At 50.6% G+C, this 19,377-nt stretch carries 18 protein-coding genes; 13 read left to right on the top strand and 5 right to left on the bottom strand.

The window, feature by feature from the left end:
* The first annotated feature begins 86 nt into the window (after positions 1-86).
* Positions 87-3,584, top strand: a complete 3,498-nt coding sequence (locus I8U17_RS01770; RefSeq protein ID WP_198055948.1) for an efflux RND transporter permease subunit — start codon at positions 87-89, stop codon at positions 3,582-3,584.
* A gap of 38 nt (positions 3,585-3,622) precedes the next feature.
* On the opposite strand, the gene I8U17_RS01765 is transcribed toward I8U17_RS01770, so the two are convergent.
* Together I8U17_RS01765 and I8U17_RS01760 are read right to left on the bottom strand one after the other, a co-directional pair.
* Positions 3,623-3,943, bottom strand: a complete 321-nt coding sequence (locus tag I8U17_RS01765) for a YolD-like family protein (RefSeq protein WP_198058936.1) — start codon at positions 3,941-3,943, stop codon at positions 3,623-3,625.
* A gap of 206 nt (positions 3,944-4,149) precedes the next feature.
* Complete coding sequence (locus tag I8U17_RS01760; protein ID WP_198058935.1) at positions 4,150-5,709, bottom strand: golvesin C-terminal-like domain-containing protein; 1,560 nt, start codon at positions 5,707-5,709, stop codon at positions 4,150-4,152.
* Positions 5,710-6,021: 312 nt separating this feature from the next.
* On the opposite strand from I8U17_RS01760, the gene hfq reads away from it, so the two are divergent.
* The 3 genes from hfq (at position 6,022) to I8U17_RS01745 (ending at position 9,322) form a co-directional block, all read left to right on the top strand.
* Complete coding sequence (hfq, locus tag I8U17_RS01755; protein ID WP_198058934.1) at positions 6,022-6,231, top strand: RNA chaperone Hfq; 210 nt, start codon at positions 6,022-6,024, stop codon at positions 6,229-6,231.
* A gap of 333 nt (positions 6,232-6,564) precedes the next feature.
* On the top strand, positions 6,565-8,397 hold the full coding sequence (locus tag I8U17_RS18680) for a deaminase domain-containing protein (protein WP_198058933.1): 1,833 nt from the start codon (positions 6,565-6,567) through the stop codon (positions 8,395-8,397).
* A 1-nt stretch (position 8,398) separates the two neighbouring features.
* Entirely contained in the window at positions 8,399-9,322 is a 924-nt protein-coding gene (locus tag I8U17_RS01745) for a hypothetical protein (RefSeq protein WP_198058932.1), read from the top strand.
* A 230-nt stretch (positions 9,323-9,552) separates the two neighbouring features.
* Here the strand turns inward: I8U17_RS01745 and I8U17_RS01740 are convergent, their stop codons facing one another.
* Entirely contained in the window at positions 9,553-10,638 is a 1,086-nt protein-coding gene (locus I8U17_RS01740) for a quinone-dependent dihydroorotate dehydrogenase (RefSeq protein WP_198058958.1), read from the bottom strand.
* A gap of 153 nt (positions 10,639-10,791) precedes the next feature.
* A complete protein-coding gene (locus tag I8U17_RS01735; RefSeq protein WP_160173799.1) occupies positions 10,792-11,145 on the bottom strand; it encodes an EthD family reductase in 354 nt (117 codons plus the stop codon).
* A 440-nt stretch (positions 11,146-11,585) separates the two neighbouring features.
* Between I8U17_RS01735 and I8U17_RS01730 the strand changes: the two genes are divergently transcribed.
* The 3 genes from I8U17_RS01730 to I8U17_RS01720 are packed head-to-tail and all read left to right on the top strand — an operon-like array spanning position 11,586 to position 13,743.
* Positions 11,586-12,353 carry an ABC transporter substrate-binding protein gene (locus tag I8U17_RS01730; RefSeq protein WP_198055953.1) on the top strand — a complete coding sequence of 256 codons (768 nt, stop codon included), beginning with the start codon at positions 11,586-11,588 and terminating at the stop codon, positions 12,351-12,353.
* Entirely contained in the window at positions 12,353-13,021 is a 669-nt protein-coding gene (locus tag I8U17_RS01725; RefSeq protein WP_198058931.1) for an amino acid ABC transporter permease, read from the top strand. Before I8U17_RS01730 ends, I8U17_RS01725 begins: the two co-directional genes overlap by 1 nt.
* Positions 13,018-13,743, top strand: a complete 726-nt coding sequence (locus I8U17_RS01720) for an amino acid ABC transporter ATP-binding protein (RefSeq protein WP_198058930.1) — start codon at positions 13,018-13,020, stop codon at positions 13,741-13,743. The genes I8U17_RS01725 and I8U17_RS01720 overlap by 4 nt, the downstream gene beginning before the upstream one ends.
* 63 nt (positions 13,744-13,806) lie before the next feature.
* Here I8U17_RS01720 and I8U17_RS01715 read toward each other — a convergent pair whose 3' ends face one another.
* Positions 13,807-13,953, bottom strand: coding sequence for a hypothetical protein (locus I8U17_RS01715; protein WP_160173800.1), 147 nt, complete (start codon positions 13,951-13,953; stop codon positions 13,807-13,809).
* A 395-nt stretch (positions 13,954-14,348) separates the two neighbouring features.
* Here I8U17_RS01715 and I8U17_RS01710 point away from each other — a divergent pair, with 395 nt between their 5' ends.
* The 6 genes from I8U17_RS01710 to hisH all read left to right on the top strand — a co-directional run bounded on the left by I8U17_RS01710 (position 14,349) and on the right by hisH (position 19,376).
* Complete coding sequence (locus I8U17_RS01710; RefSeq protein WP_033099829.1) at positions 14,349-14,921, top strand: non-canonical purine NTP pyrophosphatase; 573 nt, start codon at positions 14,349-14,351, stop codon at positions 14,919-14,921.
* Between the two features lie 149 nt (positions 14,922-15,070).
* Positions 15,071-16,252: an ATP phosphoribosyltransferase regulatory subunit gene (hisZ, locus tag I8U17_RS01705; protein ID WP_198058929.1), complete on the top strand. Its 1,182-nt coding sequence runs from the start codon at positions 15,071-15,073 to the stop codon at positions 16,250-16,252.
* The gene (gene hisG / locus I8U17_RS01700; RefSeq protein ID WP_033099831.1) at positions 16,246-16,878 is read left to right on the top strand and encodes an ATP phosphoribosyltransferase; all 633 of its coding nucleotides are present in this window, start codon (positions 16,246-16,248) and stop codon (positions 16,876-16,878) included. The genes hisZ and hisG overlap by 7 nt, the downstream gene beginning before the upstream one ends.
* A complete protein-coding gene (gene hisD / locus I8U17_RS01695; protein ID WP_370589199.1) occupies positions 16,878-18,188 on the top strand; it encodes a histidinol dehydrogenase in 1,311 nt (436 codons plus the stop codon). Before hisG ends, hisD begins: the two co-directional genes overlap by 1 nt.
* Positions 18,163-18,759: an imidazoleglycerol-phosphate dehydratase HisB gene (hisB, locus tag I8U17_RS01690; protein ID WP_033099832.1), complete on the top strand. Its 597-nt coding sequence runs from the start codon at positions 18,163-18,165 to the stop codon at positions 18,757-18,759. Before hisD ends, hisB begins: the two co-directional genes overlap by 26 nt.
* Entirely contained in the window at positions 18,759-19,376 is a 618-nt protein-coding gene (hisH, locus tag I8U17_RS01685; RefSeq protein WP_033099833.1) for an imidazole glycerol phosphate synthase subunit HisH, read from the top strand. Before hisB ends, hisH begins: the two co-directional genes overlap by 1 nt.
* Position 19,377: the final 1 nt, after the last annotated feature.

The following is a 19,377-nucleotide window of genomic DNA, read 5'->3' as shown; positions in this document are numbered from 1 at the left end:
AACTTTGTTGGGAAGGGGAGAAAAACTTGCTCGGTGACCATGCAGACACCGGCAAGTTTTTTTACGCAAAAAAAGGAGGGCCAAGAGTGAGCTGGCTGACCCGGTTTTCTTTGAAAAATGTGTCGGCGATCGTTCTTTTGGTGATCCTGGTAATCGGCGGCGGGCTGTACGAAGCGTCACAGCTTAAGATGGAAGCAATGCCGGACATCGATTTTCCGGTCATTGTCGCGATTACTCCTTATCCGGGAGCGTCGCCGGAGGACATTGATCAGAAAGTGACGGGGCCGATTGAAAAAGAAGTGATGGGAGTAAAGGGGGTACAGAAAGTCACCTCCGTTTCTGCGGACAGCACGTCCGTGGTTATAGCGCAATTTGATTTTTCTGCTGATTTGGATAAGGCGCAGCAGGAGATGCAAGATGCCATCCATCGTCTCAAACTGCCGGATGGCGTGATGAACACCACTTTTAACCGATTCGGTTTAAATACGTACCCGCTGATCACCCTGGCTGTGACCAGCGACAAGAAAAATGCGGCTGATCTCGAACGCTGGGTAACCGACAAAGCGAAGCCGGAGCTGGAGACGGTTGACGGTGTCGGTGAAGTGCAAGTCAAGGGAGAAGGGGCCAAAGCGGTCTATATTCGCCTCAAACCGGATCAATTGAAAAAATATAACTTGTCGTTGCAGCAGGTCGAGCAGGCCCTGCAAAGTGCCGACATGTCCCTGCCTGTCGGTGACCTGGAATCGGGCTCTGTCGATATGCCGATTCGGATCAACCAAAAAATCACGAATATCGACCAGTTAAAGAACTACGAACTCACGGTTCCGGCAAACCCCGGAGAAGGAATGCAGGATGCCTTCAATCAGATCGGCCAGGGAATGGGACAGTTGGGACAGGCGGTCGGCGGACTGGGTCAGGCGGTATCAGGGCTCGGTCAGGCAGTCAACGGCCTGGGACAAGGAATGGGCCAGATGAGTCAGGGAATGGCCATGCTGCAAATGGCACAGGCCAAACAGGCACAGGTGCTCGGCGATCAGTTGGAACTGAACAAAACGCTTCAGCAACTGCAACAAAATCCCGATGATGCCGGACTGAAAGCGAAAGCGGCTGAATTGCAGCGCGATATCGCCATCAATATGGCCGTGCTGAAACAGCTCAGTGAGAAAATGAAAGCGTCCGGTGCCGGGACCAAGTCGAAATTGTCCGTGCCGAAGCTGAATATGGCGGGAAAACCTTCGCTTCCTTCCGCCAAAACGAAAAAACCCGAACTGAAAAACCCGGAGATCAAGACGGTAAAATTGGGCGATATCGCCACCATTACTGAATCAGCAGATAACAATACCATGATCACCCGTACCGATGGGAAGCCGTCGGTCAATATCGACATCATCAAAAATCCGGATGCCAATGTAGTCGATGTGGCCACTCAGGTCAACAAGAAAATTGCCGGATTGAAAAAAGCAAATCCCGATCTCCATCTGATCAAGCTGTTTGATCAATCGGAGGGCGTGAAAGCATCGATTCGTTCAATGATTCGCGAAGGGCTGCTTGGTGCGCTGTTCGCCTCGGTGGTCATCCTGCTTTTCCTTCGCAAATTCAGGATTACCCTGATTTCGATCATTTCGATTCCCATTTCGATCTTTGCCACGATCGTGTTATTAAAAGAGGCGGATATCTCCCTCAACATTATGACTTTGGGGGGAATTGCCGTAGCAGTCGGACGGGTGGTGGATGACAGCATCGTCGTCATTGAGAACATTTACCGCCATCTGATGCGCAAACCAGAACGCACGTCGGAGATTATCTACCTGGCGACCAAAGAAGTGGGGGCAGCGATCACCTCCTCAACGCTGACAACGGTGTCCGTCTTTATTCCGCTCGGGTTTATCGACGGGATTGTCGGCAAGGTCTTTTATCCGTTTGCCGTGACAGTTGCGATTGCCTTGCTTTGCTCCTTGTTGGTCGCTGTTACCATTGTTCCGGTTCTGTCCAAAATCATGTTGCTGCGCGGGACAAAAATGAGCGAGAAGCGCAGTCACAGCCGCTTTGCTTCCGGCTATAAAAAGGCACTGGCGTGGTCGCTTCGCCATAAGGCGATCGTGCTGGGCGGAGCCGTCGCGCTCCTTGTCCTGAGCCTTGGACTGGTTCCGCTCGTGGGCACCAGTTTTCTGCCTTCGGAAAAAGAGAAGGCGATGCAGGTCAATTTGAAAATGCCTTCCGGAACCGATCTCGAAAAGACAAATGAGGTTACCGGTAAGATTGAGAAGACCCTGAAGAAACACCCGGAAGTTGAGATCATCTCCTCTTCGGTGGGGAACCTGCGCGGACAGTTGATGTCCGATGGCAGCATCGGCAGTCCGAACCGCGCCTCCATTTTCGTCAAACTGGCTGATCACACCAACATGGATCCCTTTTTGAACCAAGTGCGGACGGAATTAAAACCGCTGGGGCAACAAGGGGAAATCGAAGTGAATGAAGTGAGGAGCGTCGGACCGCCTTCCAGTTCAATTTCCGTAAGCATTCAGGGAAGCAACATGGACCAGGTCAAAAATGTGACCGAAGCGCTCACCTCCCGGTTAAAACACGTCCACGGTTTGACCAATGTGAGCAACAATCTGAGTGCCAGCCGGCAAATTGTCGATGTCCATGTGGATGAAGCCAAAGCCGCCCGCAAAGGACTGGTGGCGCAACAAGTGGCTTATACCATACGAGGCCTTCTCGATGCCGATAAAGTGTTTGAGATAAACAATGGCCCGACTGCAGAGGACGTTCGCCTCGGTCTGGAGGAGAACGATCTCAATTCTCTCAACCGGCTGAAAGAGATCCAGATCTTGTCGCAGACGGGCGATTTGATCAAACTGGGGGAAATCGCCGATGTCAAAGTCGTGAGCGGACCGGTTTCGATTCAAAAGCAAAACGGTCAGCGCTATGCCACCGTTTCCGGCGATGTGACGATCAAGGATACGGGGGCTGTCTCCCGGGAAGTGCAATCGGCGATCAATCAGGTGAAGATCCCCAAAGGTATTTCCGTCAGAATCGGCGGTGACACGGAAGAGATGAATAAAAGCTTTGCCCAATTGGGCGTGGCGATGGTGGTGGCCATTGCCGCCGTTTACATCGTAATGATGATCTCATTTGGCGAGGCGACCGCACCCTTTACCATTCTCTTCTCCCTGCCGTTCGCTGTGATCGGCGGGCTGGCGGGATTATGGATCTCCGGGCAGCCGATCAGCGTTTCCGCGATGATTGGTGCTTTGATGCTGATCGGAATCGTGGTTACCAACGCCATCGTCCTGATCGACCGCGTCAAACAGGTGCAGGCGCGCGGACTCCGGATCGAAGAAGCCTTGCTCGAAGCGGCCGGCACTCGTTTGCGGCCGATCCTGATGACTGCCTTTGCCACGATCTTCGCGCTTCTCCCCCTCGGACTGGGGTATGGAGAAGGAACCCTGATGTCCCAGGGGCTGGCAGTTGTCGTCATCGGCGGGCTTACTTCCTCCACCTTTTTAACCTTGTTTATTGTTCCGATCGTCTATCTTTTATTGACACGCATCCGGGAAAGATTGATAAAAGTGCAGGCATAAGCTTAAGCCCCGAGGGAAACCCCGGGGCTTCTTTTGTTTCAGAACCAGTCCACTTCGATCAGCTGACGAAAGCGGAGCCGTTGCTTTATCTGGCCGTTAGCCATGATAAACCAACCTTCATAAGGTTGGACGTGAATCACTTGACCGTAAAATTGCAGCGGGGAGTGTTTGCCCGCATACGTGACCAGAACCGGTTTTTCCAGTTCATGTGCTTCTTCCAGTAAAAAAGCCATATATTCCAATTGGTCAGGTTCAATTTGCGGCGGTTCATATTTCCAGGTTCGCTTCGGTTCGGATTGATGCATAAGCGCAAGATACAAACGGCTCTCATACCATTGATGAAAGTTGATCACATTCATCCCGCTCCCCCCTTTGCTAATCATCATACACGAACATATGTTCTGATATCAAGAAGGAAATAAAAAAAGTTGGCAAGCACGGGGGGAACCAGGCAAATTTGCGGGGGATCGGCGCACCGGCCTCAGACCGGCAACACATGCTCACAAAAAAACGCCGGGACAACGCCATCATCCGGCGTTACCGGCTTTGAACACTTATTTTCGCATTAATTTTTTACCAGCTTCACCGCATCGGCAATCACATAGCCTGTTCCCGATGTCCAGCGGGAAACCCCGACGATGTATTGATCGCCTGCGGGGAGATTGAAGGTGCCGAGATAATTCCATTTTCCTCCGCCCGCTTGCTGGTTGGCATAAACCGTTTGATTTCCGCTGGATGTCCTGATGATATAGGGCGTGTTGCTGTTATAGCCGGGATCAGCGGGCCACCAGGCGTAAACGCTGTAGGAACCGGAAGAAGGTACGTTAAATTTGAACCAGACAGGTTCGCTGACCGCCTGGGGAGTGGTATAGTAATAGTCGGCTCCGTATTTTTGGGAGTTCCAGGAGCTGAGCGCCCAGTTGCCGCTGACGGAAACGCGGGATGTATTGGAATTGTCGACAACGATCTCCGTGGATGAGGATGATTGGTTGACCAGTGACATATAATAGTTCCAGTCCCATCCGGAGCCGGGGTCGGTGTGCGTGGAACCTGGAACCTGATTGTGTCCGATGATGTGGGAACGGTCTTTGGGAATTCCGTACTTGTCGCAGAGCCAGCGCGTCAAACTGGCGGAGGCGCGGTACATCGCATCAGTAAACCAGGATGGATCGCTGACATATCCTTCATGTTCGATGCCGATGCTGTGGACGTTGTAATCCCAGTTACCGGCATGCCAGGCGATGTCCTTGTTTTGGACCATCTGCGTGATTTCCCCGTCGCTGGAGCGGATGACATAGTGTGAGCTCACCTGCGCCTGCAGATTTTGGAACCAGTTGATGGTGCCGCTGTAGGAACCCTCTGTTGTATGAATAATGATATAATTGATGCTGTTTCCGTCTGCCACGCGATTGGCTGCCGTGTAATTGCTGCTGGAGGCGGCAACCCAATTGGCATAGGGATAGTCCGGAGTGGCTGCCGCCTGCACCGCTTTCACGTCGGCATAGATACCTTTGTCGGGGATCACCCGCGTCGGACGGATAAACATATCTTTGCCGTCGACCAGACGATAGGCGCCGTGGTTGATCAGGCTGTAAACTTCATCTGCATACCACTTGGCCGTCAGTTTGGAGGATAGCCCGCTGTAAGCGGCGACAGCAGTATACCATTTGGCCAAATCCTGCGGCAGCTTGCCCTGATTCAGCTCTTTGGCCCGCTGGGCGAGAACGGCTGCACCGCCGCGGATATTTTGTTTGACATCATTTTTGAGCTGATTTTCCGGAATGCCCAGCAACTGACTGGCTTCCGGCAGTGAATGGTTCGTTGGATTATCGGCCAGGTGCATCAACCCGTAACCGTTCAGTTCACTCGGTTTTCCGTGATGATCTTGCCAGTGCGTTTCGGCGTAGCTGACGGCGAGCAGAATGGTCAAGGGAACATGAAATTCCTTCGCTGCCTGCCTAAACTGTTCATAAAGAGGCCCGGGATGGTAAACGGGTTTGGAGGAACCGCTTTCTGAAGAAGGCACAGCGGATGCCCGGGTGCTGCCGGAAAACAACATGGCCGGACTAAAAGCGAGGACAAGCAGGAAGATGAGCAAACAAGATCCCCACCGATTCCGAAACACAAGCACTCCTCCCAATAATATTTAATTGAAAAATCAAAATATTTAGCCTTAATATATTATAACGCCTCTATTTTTATATAGCAATATATTTATACATTATTAGGATGAATTTATTAGATTATTAAATTTGTATTCTTTTCTGTACATTGCTGAATTGCTGGTTTTATTTTATTCATGATGCCGGTTTTATGTCAGGGGAGAGCGGAAAAACGACGAGAAGACGATGGAAAAGAGGAATTCGTTTACCTGAGGGGGAATTGGGAAAGAAATGCAGTAGAAGACGTTAAAACGAGAGGAAGGAGAATGGTCCTGATGGACAACATTCAGGAGAATTTTCTTACGCAGCTGGTGGAAAGGAACATACCGGTTACACTGTTTTTGGTGAATGGATTTCAATACAGGGGAGTGATTCGGGATTTTGACAAATTCACCATTTCAATCGAAGCAGAGGGCAACCAATTTCTCATTTTCAAGAAGATGGTCAGTACGATCCAGACCCAGTCGCCTGTCATTGCAATGTAATATCTTCAATCTCTCGGATTATTCAAAATGCGAAGACCAGAAAGTAGGGGTAGTAGCAGGTCATACGATGCTCTCGCCGGCGAGAACGGGTTGTTGGACGGGGGGTGCAGCAAAGTTAAAAAAGTTACACCGATGGAAACAAGCCTTTAAGCATATTTGCTTAAGGGCTTTTTGTATAAAATTTTAATAAATTATTCTGCCATCGAATGAAAAAATTTATATAATTTGAAGGTAAATTCTATTAAATAGATTCTTTCTCTTTGCGAAAGAGGGAAATTTACGGAAAAGCAAGCGGGGATTTTTTGCTTTCCGTAAAGGGCTATGAGGAAGAGCGTGTTCAAATGGGTTGTGGTCATGCTCCTCATTTTTGCAGGGGCAGGACTGCTGGGACATGTCCCGGTTTATGCCGAGAGCGGGAGCTTCCAAGTTCCGGAAGTAAATGATCATTTTGACAAAGTGAAATCGGGCCCTGCACCGGCACCGTCCAAAGCAGTCACCGAGGCAAAAAACGAGAATCACAGCTTTTGGAAAGAGATGAAGGATGGAGTTTCCAGTCTCTGGTCTAGAACGAAACAGAAAATTTCGGCTGCCTGGCAGAAAACGAAAGAAGCTTTTGCCGAAGCCTGGGACTGGATTGCCAAGGTATGTGACCGGTTTGCGCGCGTCGTGGTCGACGGGCTGTCCGCCGCCTGGGACTGGGTTTGGAAATACAAAGGGTACATATTGTTTACCGTCGTCATCATCGTCGGTGTGGTTTTGTGCTTTATTGCGCCACCGCTCGGTGCATCGGTTCTGGGGGGCGCGATAACTTCATTTGGGATCAGTGTTTTGCTCAATGGCGGGAAAATCGACCAGTCCACCTTTTTGGAAGGCGGCATCGGCGGAGTGCTCGGGCTGTGCGGCATGGGCTTCTCCGCAGCGTTGGAGCGAGGTTTGGGCTGGCTTGGGGTGAAAATGCTTCCCTATTTGAGCCGGTTTAAAACCGCGGGTGCATTGATGGAAAAAGGAAGCCGGTGGATCAGCCGCTTCCCGAAAGCCATGCAGAAGCTCTTCTCCCGGAAAATCGTGATCGGCGCCGGAGAAGGAGCAGGCACCACGATCGTTGATGACTGGCTGCACGGGCGAAAGTTCAGCTTCAAACGCGTGCTGGCCGGAGCTTTGACCGGGGGATTGTTGGTCGGTGGCTATCACTTGATGGAACCGGTGATCCAACCGGCCGTTCAGATGGTCAAAGCGTCCGTCCAGAAACAGACAGGGCCGGTCTTGGCGAAACTGGAAAAGTATCTGGCCAGGTCCGCTGATCCTTGCTTCGGCTACCAGCCCATGCCCAAGTATTTTGCCGCTGCGGAAGGGCCGCTCCATTGTTTCCGTCCCGGCAGCGGCCCGAAAGATGTGATCTCCTACAGTGACCAACTCGACCCGCACGGCTGGGCCAGCCCCACACAAAAAATCACTCCGGAACTGCTGGCCAAGCAGACTCAGGGCTTATCCACCGAAGCGGAAAAATCACGGAAAAAGCTAATAGAAGAGATTATTGAATTGGTTGGGACTGAAAATAAGGATAAAGCGACTAAACAGTTAACTGCGAAAGGGTATAGTAAAAATAAAGCAAATAGTATTGTTAAGTTTCGAGATTCTCTTTTAGACGGAGGCAAAAATTTCGCCACGGCCAAAGTGGAAATCGCGGGAATTTCGGAACATGAGCTGAAGGCTTATTCCGGGAAAAACATTCCTATTTTTGAAGAGGGATGGGTAAAGGAAGTCCCGAGAGATAAGTTTAAGTTTGACTATGTGAAAGCAAAAGAGGGGCAAGAAGAGGTATACCCAATGGATTATCAACCTGATGAAAATGAGAATATCGGACATGGGCGCCAGTATGACTCCGAACCAAAAATACTGGAATATATATCCAGTAAACTAGGGAACAGTCCGGGGAAAGAGGGAGACCGGCTCATCCTGTTTACCGAACGGAGGACGTGTCCCGGTTGTCAAGGGAAAAATCGAAAATTAATTAAGGCAGATAATCAGGTCGGAGAGTATGATGGATCCATTGACCAATTCAGTAAGCTTCACCCTAAGATCGAAGTGATTGTTTATGATGGAGAAGGAAGAAGGTTGATCCTGAAAGGCGGAAAAGTTGTGACCCCGAAGAAACAGGAGGGATAAGATGTTTCGACCGGAAGACTATGAACAATACCAGTGGTACATGTATTGCCTGGATGCAGATGAGGAATTAATCAAAGGATTTGCAGAGGCGATGGAGATCCGGATTTCCGGGGAAGAGTTAAAGGATTACGGTGATGCTTGGTATAACCGAAGAGAAAAGGATCTGTTCTATCTGTTTCGAAATGAGGAAAAAGACCGGAATGCCGTGATCGCGGTGTATTTTTATGCCGGAGTCGGAGATGAAAATGATTATTGCCATGTAGTGGTGCGTTGCCGGAAAGAAGATGCGCCCAAGGTGCAGCAAGCATTCCGTAGATTTGTGGAAACAGCGGAAGATCTTTATGAAGACTATAACATGGATTTTGTAAACTATGTGAATGATCCTTATAAAAATTGGTTAAGGCCCTATGCAGAAAAATATAATCTGGACATCGATGTACCGGAAAAACCACCGGAAAAGAAGTATTGCCCGGAGGAGTATCAGCAGTACCAGTTTGAATTGCGTACCGTTGATTTACAACCGGAATTGATCAAAGAAATCGCAGAAGCGATGAGAATTCGCTATGGAGAGGGGGACATAAAGCTACATCAGGATAGCTTGGATCGATTACAATATAATCAAACAAGCTTTTATCTTCTTCGAAATAGATACGTCAATCCCCATGCAGTCATTCATGTTGAATTTTATCGGAAGGAAGGCCGGCCAAAGGAGTTTTATGCCAAGCTGACGATCCGCTGTCAAAATGAAGATGCAGAGAAGATCCGGCAGATCATCCAGGAGTACTTTTGGAAGCAGGGGATTGTGAAAAAATATCGCCGGGAACCGGATTTTACGAACTATATTGATCATCCAAAGCAAAATTGGCTAAAAAAGGCCATAGAGAAATATCAGCTTGATGTCAAAGGTATAGAGTTAAAGGCATAGTTGGAGAAGCTGCAGCCCGGACTTTTCCGGGCTTTTTACAAGGAAGGGGCTCAGATGTTTCGAGTGAAGGTCTGAAGACCCGGACAGCTGTCTTGCCTTATTCATTCCGTTTCAAAAGTTGTTCAGGAAACTTTTGGTTTTGACGGAATTTTATCGCCTTCGGTATAAAACAGGCTCTCCCGAACGAAAAAGAGGGAGAGCCTGAAATTTGCCGGCGGTGAACGGACGAGTTACTGATGATCCAGACCGACCAGATCGCTGATGCTGGACACTTGATCCCGATTCATCAGTTCGAGCAGTTCCTGATTAATCCATTTGGCGATGGAGGGCCCACGGTAGATCATGCCGGTATAAACCTGGATGAGATTGGCCCCGGCGCGGATTTTGTCATAGGCGTCCTGACCGGTGAAGATTCCGCCGACTCCGATGATCGGCACCCGGCCCCGGGTGATTCCGTAAATCCGGCGAATCATAGCCGTGGAGCGGTTGACGAGCGGACGGCCGCTGAGCCCGCCTGTTTCTTTCTGCAAAGGAGAGGACAAACCTTCGCGGGAAATGGTGGTATTGGTGGCAATGATACCGTCAATTCCTTTTTCAAGGGCGATGGTGACAATCTCTTCCACTTCTTCGTTCTCTAAATCCGGGGCAATTTTTAAGAGGATTGGCCGTTTTTGTTCATATTTTTTCGCCAGTTCATCGCGCTTTTCCAGGATGGCGGCCAACAGGCTGTTTAACGAGGCGGCATGTTGGAGATCGCGCAATCCCTTGGTGTTGGGAGAACTGATATTGATCACGAAATAATCGCCGCAGGAATAAAGTTCATTTAATCCTTTCCGGTAATCCTCGGCAGCCTCGTCATTGGGTGTGTCCTTGTTTTTGCCCAAATTGATGCCGATCGGAATGGAGGGGCGGGGCAGGCGGGTAAATGATGCCTTGGCTGCTTCCGCCCCATCGTTGTTAAAGCCCATACGGTTGATCACCGCTTGGTCGGGAAGAAGCCGAAAGAGGCGTGGTTTGGGGTTTCCGCTTTGCGGCCGTGGAGTGAGTGTTCCCACTTCCACATAACCAAAGCCAAGAGCGGCCAAACCCGGGTATACGTTGGCGTGTTTGTCAAACCCGGCTGCCAGTCCGACGGGGTTTGGAAATGAAAGTCCCCAGTAAGTGGTGTGAAGGCGCGGGTTGTTCACGGTCATTTGCATTTGAAACGAGTTTTTTATCCATGGATTTGCCTGCATCCATTTGAGCGAGCGGATCGTCCATTCGTGAGCCTGTTCCGGGTCCATCTGAAACAGTAAACGGCGTAAGGAGCGATAGATCATGGACTGAACTTCCTTTCCAAAACCCTGATTTTCCGAAACGTAGCATACCACAATCGGGGACAAAAACAAAGCCGGCCGGTACGGACCGGCCAGCTTTTCAAGTGCAGACATGGGATGGATATTTGCAAGGGATGAAAAGCATGCAAAGGTTTATGTTTGATAGCGTGTAAATAAACTCGCTGTATAAGATTCCTCTTTACCGACGTAAGTGGTTAAGAAGGAAGAGGCGCTTCCCACCCAGACTTCGGCGATCGCTTTCCCCTGTTCGCTCTCCAGAACTTGTTGCAATGCATCCGAGCTGGCGAAGTAGATTTCGCACATCAGGAAATAGTCATTGTATTCGTTAATATCACTTGGAGATGACGGGGAGGGGACGAGGTGTGTGATATCGACTTTGATAATCCCGGGAATCTTCAGCGCTTGGGGAATAATGTTATTGGTGAGATGGTTTATAAATTCTTCTTCTTTCTCTGTCTTTTTGTATAGCCCGATCACCTTGTACATGCAAAAACTCCTCTCCAGAAAACATTCATGTCTCGTCAAATGCAACCCAATATGGATTGAGGAATGCAACAAAAAACGAATAAAAAGAAGAATAAAAGATAATTGCTTAATGGAGACTAATAATTTAATTTTAATATTTTTGGGTTACATTGTGTAGAAAAAAATGAATCTTTTCAAGATCATTTTATTTATTTTTCTGCAAGCAACCTTTCTTTTTATAGACGAAGAATGGATGTAAGTAGTTGCGAAATAATTATTTTAAATATAAATGTTTGCAAAACTATATAGAAGGGTAACAGGGGTTTTATAGAGTGAAACAATTTAAGTATGGAAGTTATTTCAAAATAGAATCAAGAAGTTTATTTTGAAATAACTTCCATCGGCAAAAGGAGGTTTTTGTAATTCGTTTCCTTTGGATATCCGGTATTTCTTTTTTGCTGATGGCGTTTTTGGGTTTGACCGCTTGTGCCGGTCCCGGGCCAAAAGGGCAGATTACCCTGGAAAAAGGCACATTCTCATTTGCCATGAGCGGATTGTACAAGCCGTTTAACTATCGTGATTTTAAAAATGGGGGCCGGGTGACCGGTTTTGATGTGGAAATCGGAAAGGCGCTGGCCAAAGAGATGGGATTGAAGCCGAAGCCCGTGACCACTCCCTGGGAGACGATCATTGCCGGCTTGCAGGCGCAAAAGTATGATGCGATCATCGGGAGCATGGCGATTACGGATGAGCGGAAGAAGGCCGTTGACTTTACCGACCCGTATTACCGTTCAGGGGCGCAGATTTTCGTGAAAAAGGGGAACCGCAGCATTACATCGGCCGCAGACCTGAAAGGGAAAAAAATCGGTGTGGTCAAGGCGAGTACGTTTAAAGATGTTGCTGCAAAATATTCCCCGGATATTGTGGAGTATACCAGCGATATTACCGCCTTGCAGGATTTGCCGACCGATCGGATTGATGCCGTGATTACGGATCAGGCAGTCGGCCTGTATGCCATGAACAAGATGCGATTTCCGATTCAGGATGTCGGTAAGCCGCTGACCACGGATAACATGGCGATTGCGGTTCGCAAAGGTAATGACCGGTTAAGGGAGAAGATGAACCGGGCTCTGCAAAAGATCATTGCCGACGGAACTTATGAACGGATCAGCCAAAAATATTTTAATCGGAATATTTTGACAAACGAACAAGAGGAGGGAGCCCGCTGATGATAACGTTACTGGAGATTTTCCAAACCACTTTTGACGAGTTTATGCAGGCGGCTTGGCAGACCGTGCAGCTCACTTTTTGGTCACTGCTACTGGCGACGGCGATCGGTTTGTTTTTCGCTTTTTGCCGCCTGTCGGGGAATCCTGTTCTCAAGGGAATGGCTCTTCTTTACATCGCGATTATTCGCGGGACACCGCTGATTGTACAAATTGTCACCCTTTATTTTGGCCTGGCGGAATTCGTGGTACTGGATTCCTTTACGGCGGGGGTGATCGCTTTGGCTGTCCATGCCGGAGCCTATATCGCCGAGATTTTCCGCGGGGCGATTCAATCGATTGAAAATGGCCAGATGGAAGCGGCGCGCTCCCTGGGGATGTCTTATTGGCTGGCGATGCGCCGGATCATCCTGCCGCAGGCGTTTCGCCGTTCGATTCCTGCTTTGGGCAATCAGTTTATTATTGGGCTGAAAGATTCTTCACTGGTTGCTTACATCGGCGGAACAGAACTGTGGGCGAGCGGATTGGGGGCAGCTGCGGACAACTTCAGACAGTTTCCAACCTATTTGGTTAACGGGCTTTATTATCTTGCGCTCATTCTCATCTTCACCTTTATGCTGAGATGGCTGGAAAAACGGCTTAATGTCGAACAAAGGAGTGTCGGGGCTTGATTCAACTGAAGGCGGTCAGCAAGTGGTACGGGCAGCTGCAAGTATTGAAAGAGATTGATCTTCAGGTAAACGAAGGGGAAGTGGTGGTGCTGATCGGGGCCAGCGGTTCAGGAAAAAGCACCCTGCTTCGCTGCATGAACTTTCTGGAACAGTCCGATTCCGGGGAAATTTACCTCTTCGGGGAAAAGGTCGACCCAAAAGAAAGCGATTTAAATTGGATTCGTCAGGAGGTGGGGATGGTCTTCCAACACTTTCACTTGTTCCCCCATAAAAATGTGTTGGAAAACATCATGGAAGCTCCGGTTTATGTGAAGAAAAAGAAGAAAAAAGAAGCGAAAGAAATGGCGTGGAAATTGCTGTGCAAGGTGGGGTTGGAGGACAAGGCAAATGTGTATCCCGGCTCCCTGTCCGGCGGTCAGAAGCAGAGGGTGGCCATCGCCCGGGCTTTGGCCATGGAACCGAAAGCCATGTTGTTTGATGAACCTACTTCGGCTCTTGATCCGGAGTTGGTCGGGGAAGTGCTGTCGGTGATGAAGAAACTGGCCAAAGAGGGGATGACGATGGTGATCGTGACACATGAAATGGGATTTGCCCGTGAGGTGGCCGATCAGGTCGTCTTCCTGGATGAAGGCCGGATTGTGGAGACAGGAACGCCGGAGAAAATATTTGAGCATCCGAGCGAAGAGCGAACAAGTCAGTTTTTGAGTCAAGTGCTGGGATAAAAAACAAAGGCCATAAGCACTCATCCGGCGAGGGTGAGTGCTTTTTTATGTAAATGGTCGGATTCAGCGGGCCAAAAAACCGATTAAAAAGCAGACCAGTCCCAGAATGATAGGCTCCAGTGAGGTTGCTTTTCCTTTTAATATGAGAATGAAGCCGAGCAATTCGAGGACGACCCCAGCTGTGAAAAACAAGAAAGCCAACATCGCCATAATGTGCGTCCTCTCCTTTCCACAAGCGTTGAATCGGAAACATCAGGTTCAGTCACAAAAAGTCAATCATCCGGGCAGTGGATAAACTTCAGCGGAAGGGGGCTTCTCTGCAACGACTTTTTCAGGAGCGGAAAGTGAAGAAAACCACCAAACCCCGCATCCTCCTGCTCCGGGAGACTTTGGCCATAAGCTTAAAATAAATATATTTATATATTCGTAACAAAGCGTCATTTTTTGTCCACTTTTTTAAAATTATGGCCGGGCGGTGCGGAGATGTGAATGAAAAACGGGCTTAGGGTAGATTAAGATAGGAAAGCAGGGGTGCGGAAGAGCAAAAATGGATTCCGATAAAAGGAGAACAGCATGCCTGATGTGCGATAAGAGGAGAGAGTCAGATGAAGATTTTTTTTGCAACACAAAATACGGGGAAATTGGCAGAAGCGAGGGAAATTTTATCTCCATTCGGCTTTGAAGTGGAAAGCATCGACCTTCCGCTGGACGAACCGGATGCAGGAACGGTGACAGAAGTGGCCCGCATCAAATTGGAGCAAGCGGCCGTTAGCGGATCCGGTCCCATTATGGTGGATGATGCGGGACTGTATTTGGCCGCTTATCCCGGATTCCCCGGGGTCCTGACCAAACGCGTGTTTGAGAGAATCGGCTATCGCGGGATCGCGAAGCTGCTGGCAGGGGAAGACCGGAGGGCCTGGTTTGAAGGTGCAGTCGGGGTAAGCTGGCGAGGGAAACAGAAGGTATTCACCGGGAAGACGAGGGGCGTCATTTTGGAGGAGTGGCCGGAGAGGATCAAACCGGAGCCGGGGTTCCCGTTTGATCCCATTTTTCTTCCCGATGGTGCGACAAAGGTATTAAAAGATATGACATCAGCGGAACGAATGCATTATTCGTATCGGCGGAAGGCGTTGGAAAAGATGGTGAACTGGCTGAAAGAGACCGAACAGGTGGACTGATTTTCCAACTAAAAGCCAGACAAAACCGGCAATAAATTTTTTACGGGAAAAGCCTCCTAGCCAAAGTGCCGCAAGCGTGTTATACTATGAAACAATTAATCCTTTAGCGTATTAGTAAACTAAAGCAAAACGGATGAAGGGGAGCCAGAATGACCAAGCCGCTTATTTTTGAAAAACCGACTGGTTTTCGTGATTTTCCGCCGCCACTGGCTGCAAGGAAACGCATGATGGAAGAATTGATCCAAACCGAGTTTGCCAAATGGGGCTATGCGGAAGTGGGGACGCCGACCCTGGAATTTTATGAGACGGTTGGCCAAGCGAGCGCCATCGATGAATCACGCATGTTCAAATGCATGGATCGGGAAGGGAACACCCTTGTGTTGCGGCCGGACCAAACCGCCCCGATCGCCAGGGTGGTTACTTCCCTGTTGAAACACGAACCGCTTCCGCTGCGTTTGTGTTACCATGCCAATGTTTTTCGTGCGCAGGAAAATGAAGCTGGCCGCAATTCCGAATTTTTTCAGTCCGGGGTTGAGTTGGTCGGGGAAGCGGGGGCGGAGGCAGATGCCGAAGTGATTGCGCTCTCTGTCAAGGTCTTGACCGCTTGCCGGGTCGATTCCTTTCAAATCGCGCTGGGTCATGTCGGGCTGTTGGAAGGGTTCCTGCGCGAGCGCATTGAGGATGATGAAGCGCTCACCCGGCTGAAAGAGCAGCTGGGAGCGCGAAATTTGGTCGAATTTCGCAAGCAGCTTGGGGAAATCGGGCTGAAGGAGTCTCAACGGATTGAGATTGAAACGTTGGTTCAGGCAGGAACGACGCTGGATCAGATCAAACGTTTAACGAGCGGAAGCCGGAGTCTTGCCGTTCAGGAAGCGGGACAGCATCTGGAAGAGTTGTTTGAATATCTGGATGCTTATGGATGCGCCGGAGCGGTGACCCTTGATCTCGGGCTGGTGGGCAGCCTTGATTACTACACCGGTGTTTACTTTGAAGGATATGCTGCCGGCCAGGGATTCCCGTTGCTCAGCGGGGGACGGTATGACGGGTTGTATCGTCATTTCCGCCGTTTTTTGCCGGCGACCGGTTTTGCGGTACAACTTGACCATTTGCTTGCCGCATGCCCGCTCCGTCCCGAACCTCGGGAAACGATCGGCTTGTTTTATCAGGCAGACCGGAAAAAAGAAGCTCTGTCCCGGGCCCGTCAGTTGCGGGAGGAAGGATATGCGGTGGCGACCCATCTGCTTGCGGAAGAGGACGGGCTGCCCGAGATTGCAAAGCGCTATGACCGGGTTGTGACCTTGCCGGAAGGAAAGGGGGAAGGCGGATGCTGACCATTGCCATGGCCAAAGGGCGCATTTTAAAGGAAGCCCTCGAATTGTTCAGCAGGGCGGGGATTCCCGTCTCTGATTCTCTGAACGAGGATTCGCGAAAGCTGGTGATTACCATGCCGGAAGCGGGCTTCTCCCTCTTTCTGGCCAAGCCGATGGATGTGCCGACTTATGTGGAGTATGGTGTGGCCGATTTGGGCATTGTGGGGAAAGATGTACTGTTGGAGCAGGAACGCGACGTGTATGAACTGCTCGATTTGCGCATCAGTCCCTGCCGGATGGCCGTGGCGGGGAAGCCGGACTGGAGACCGGGACTTTACCCGCGGGTTGCCACGAAATACCCCCGCATCGCCGAGAAATATTTTAAAGAAAAGGGGCAGCAAGTCGAGGTAATCCTGCTAAACGGTTCGGTTGAACTGGCACCCATCATCGGTTTGGCCGACCGGATCGTCGACATTGTGTCCACCGGCCAAACTTTGCGGGAAAACGGGCTGGTTGAGCTTGAACCGATTTGCACGGTCACGTCCAGGATGATTGCTAACCGGGCCAGTTACCGATTGAAAAGTGAACCCATTTCGGCTTTGATGAACGCTTTAAGCAAGGTGATTGGGGAGTGTGTCAGGCGATGATCTCGATCATAAAGAGAGAGCAACTGGATACCAGGCGGAAGAATGACCAGGATACCGAGCGGGAGAGGCGCATTGTCCAAAGCATTATCAAACAGGTCAGACAAGAAGGGGATGCCGCGCTGCTTCGGCTGACGAAAGAATTGGACAAAGCCGATCTTGTGACGCTCAAGGTGAGCGAAGAAGAGATCGACGAGGCGATGGGGAAAGTGGAACCCGCTTTTCTCGAAGCGCTTCATGAAGCTGCCCGGCGCATTTCAGCCTACCATGAAAAACAAAAGCAGAATTCCTGGTTCTCACCCGAACTGGACGGGACGATTTTAGGCCAGCTGATCCGGCCGCTTGAACGGGTCGGTGTCTATGTGCCGGGGGGGAAGGCCGCTTACCCTTCCTCCGTGCTGATGAATGTTTTGCCCGCAAAAGTGGCGGGGGTGCCGGAACGGGTGATGGTGACGCCTCCTCTGCCCGATGGCACGGTTTATGCTCCGACCCTGGCAGCCGCGCGGATCGCCGGGGTGACGTCGATATACAAAGTTGGCGGAGCGCAGGCGGTGGCTGCGTTGGCCTACGGAACGGAAAGCATTCCGCCGGTTGACAAAATTGTCGGCCCTGGCAACGTGTATGTTGCCTTGGCGAAACAGGCTGTTTACGGGCAGGTTGATATTGACAGCATCGCCGGGCCGAGTGAAATAGTCGTAATTGCGGATGAATCGGCCAATCCCGTGTATGTCGCTGCCGATCTCCTTTCGCAGGCGGAGCATGATCCGATGGCTTCCGCTGTTTTGATCACGCCTTCTCCCGATTTGGCGGAAAAAGTGGCAAAGGAAGTGGAGCTGCAATGTAACCGGCTGGAACGGCGCGAGATTGCGGCGGAATCGATCCGGCGGCACGGAGCGATTTGCGTGGTTGACGACCTTGCAGAGGCCTTTGCCGCAGCCAATCAATTGGCCCCTGAGCATCTCGAGCTTGCCATCGAAGAACCGTGGCAGTGGCTGGGGAAAGTAAAACATGCCGGAGCCGTCTTTTTGGGGAACTTCAGTCCGGAGCCGATCGGCGACTATTTCGCCGGGCCCAACCATGTCCTGCCCACGAATGGAACTGCCCGCTTCTTTTCCCCGCTCGGTGTGGATCAATTTGTGAAAAAGACGAGCCTGATCTCCTACAGCAGGGAGGCGCTGTGCCGGGACGGGGAAAAAGTGATGACGCTGGCCCGGGCAGAAGGTTTGACGGCCCATGCTGCCTCCATCCGGGTGCGTCTGGATCATGCGAAGGAAGGGGAGCAAAAAGGTGGAAGCAAAAGAGCGAATCGGTAGCATTGAACGAAAAACCGGTGAAACGGAGATTTCCCTGACGTTGAACGTGGATGGATCGGGACGGACGGAACTGCGGACAGGCGTTCCGTTTTTGGAGCATATGCTTGATTTGTTTGCCAAGCATGGCCAGTTTGATTTGAGCGTCAAAGCGAAAGGCGATCATGAAATCGATGACCACCATACGGTTGAGGATATTGCCATCTGCCTGGGTCAGGCGCTTCGCCGCGCTTTGGGGGATAAACGGGGCATCCGGCGCTATGGAAACTTTTTTGTCCCGATGGATGAGTCGCTGGCGCAAGTGGCACTTGATCTCTCCAATCGTCCCCATCTGGAATTCCGGGTGGATCTTCCCGGTGGCAAGGTGGGGCAGTTTGACACGGAACTGGTTCATGAATTTTTCTGGAAGCTGGCCCTGGAGGCGCGGATGACGTTGCACGTGATTCTTCATTACGGCCGCAATACCCACCATATGATTGAAGCTTGTTTCAAGGCGTTGGGCAGAGCGCTGGATGAAGCCACATCGCTTGATCCGCGCGTGCAGGGGATTCCCTCGTCAAAGGGGGTGCTGTGATGCTGGCTGTCATCGACTATGGAATGGGAAATTTGCACAGCGTTTCCATGGCGCTGAAGCGGATGAATGTCCCGTTTCGGGTTACCTCTGACCATGAGGAAATCAAGCAGTCGGGCGGGATCATTTTGCCGGGTGTCGGGGCGTTTGGGGATGCCATGCGCGAATTGGAGGAACGCGGGCTGGTTTCCGTCATCAAACAGGAAGCAAACCAGGGGAAACCGCTGCTCGGGATTTGCCTCGGGATGCAACTGTTATTTTCCAGCAGTGATGAACATGGGTATTATCAGGGGCTGAACCTGTTGCCCGGCCATGTCGTCCGGTTTTCCGGAGATTATCTGATTCCCCATATGGGATGGAACTGGCTGTCGATCAAGCATCCCCACCCTCTCTTTTACGGTTTGGAAGAGGATTATGTCTACTTTGTCCATTCTTACCATGTGCAGGCGAGGAATGCGGAGGACGTGATTGCCACCACGGATTATTATCAGCCGGTAACGGCGGTCGTGGCGCGGAACAATATTTACGGCATGCAGTTTCATCCTGAGAAGAGCGGAGAGCTGGGCAGGAAATTGCTGGAGCGATTTGTGCTCTTAACAGAGACGAAGGTGGGAGTGTAAC

Source organism: Thermoactinomyces sp. CICC 10521, assembly GCF_016055135.1.
GTDB classification, from domain to species: domain Bacteria; phylum Bacillota; class Bacilli; order Thermoactinomycetales; family Thermoactinomycetaceae; genus Thermoactinomyces_A; species Thermoactinomyces_A daqus.
Note: the sequence above shows the minus strand (reverse complement) of the source record. Positions and strands in the feature narration are given on the sequence as shown.

Bases quoted from the DNA above. Each gene is read 5' to 3' on its own strand.
- I8U17_RS01765 (WP_198058936.1), bottom strand. From the start codon at position 3,943: ATGAATGTGATCAACTTTCATCAATGGTATGAGAGCCGTTTGTATCTT.
- hfq (WP_198058934.1), top strand. From the start codon at position 6,022: ATGGACAACATTCAGGAGAATTTTCTTACGCAGCTGGTGGAAAGGAAC.
- I8U17_RS01745 (WP_198058932.1), top strand. From the start codon at position 8,399: ATGTTTCGACCGGAAGACTATGAACAATACCAGTGGTACATGTATTGC.
- I8U17_RS01735 (WP_160173799.1), bottom strand. From the start codon at position 11,145: ATGTACAAGGTGATCGGGCTATACAAAAAGACAGAGAAAGAAGAAGAA.
- I8U17_RS01730 (WP_198055953.1), top strand. From the start codon at position 11,586: ATGGCGTTTTTGGGTTTGACCGCTTGTGCCGGTCCCGGGCCAAAAGGG.
- I8U17_RS01725 (WP_198058931.1), top strand. From the start codon at position 12,353: ATGATAACGTTACTGGAGATTTTCCAAACCACTTTTGACGAGTTTATG.
- I8U17_RS01715 (WP_160173800.1), bottom strand. From the start codon at position 13,953: ATGGCGATGTTGGCTTTCTTGTTTTTCACAGCTGGGGTCGTCCTCGAA.
- I8U17_RS01710 (WP_033099829.1), top strand. From the start codon at position 14,349: ATGAAGATTTTTTTTGCAACACAAAATACGGGGAAATTGGCAGAAGCG.
- hisZ (WP_198058929.1), top strand. From the start codon at position 15,071: ATGACCAAGCCGCTTATTTTTGAAAAACCGACTGGTTTTCGTGATTTT.
- hisG (WP_033099831.1), top strand. From the start codon at position 16,246: ATGCTGACCATTGCCATGGCCAAAGGGCGCATTTTAAAGGAAGCCCTC.
- hisH (WP_033099833.1), top strand. From the start codon at position 18,759: ATGCTGGCTGTCATCGACTATGGAATGGGAAATTTGCACAGCGTTTCC.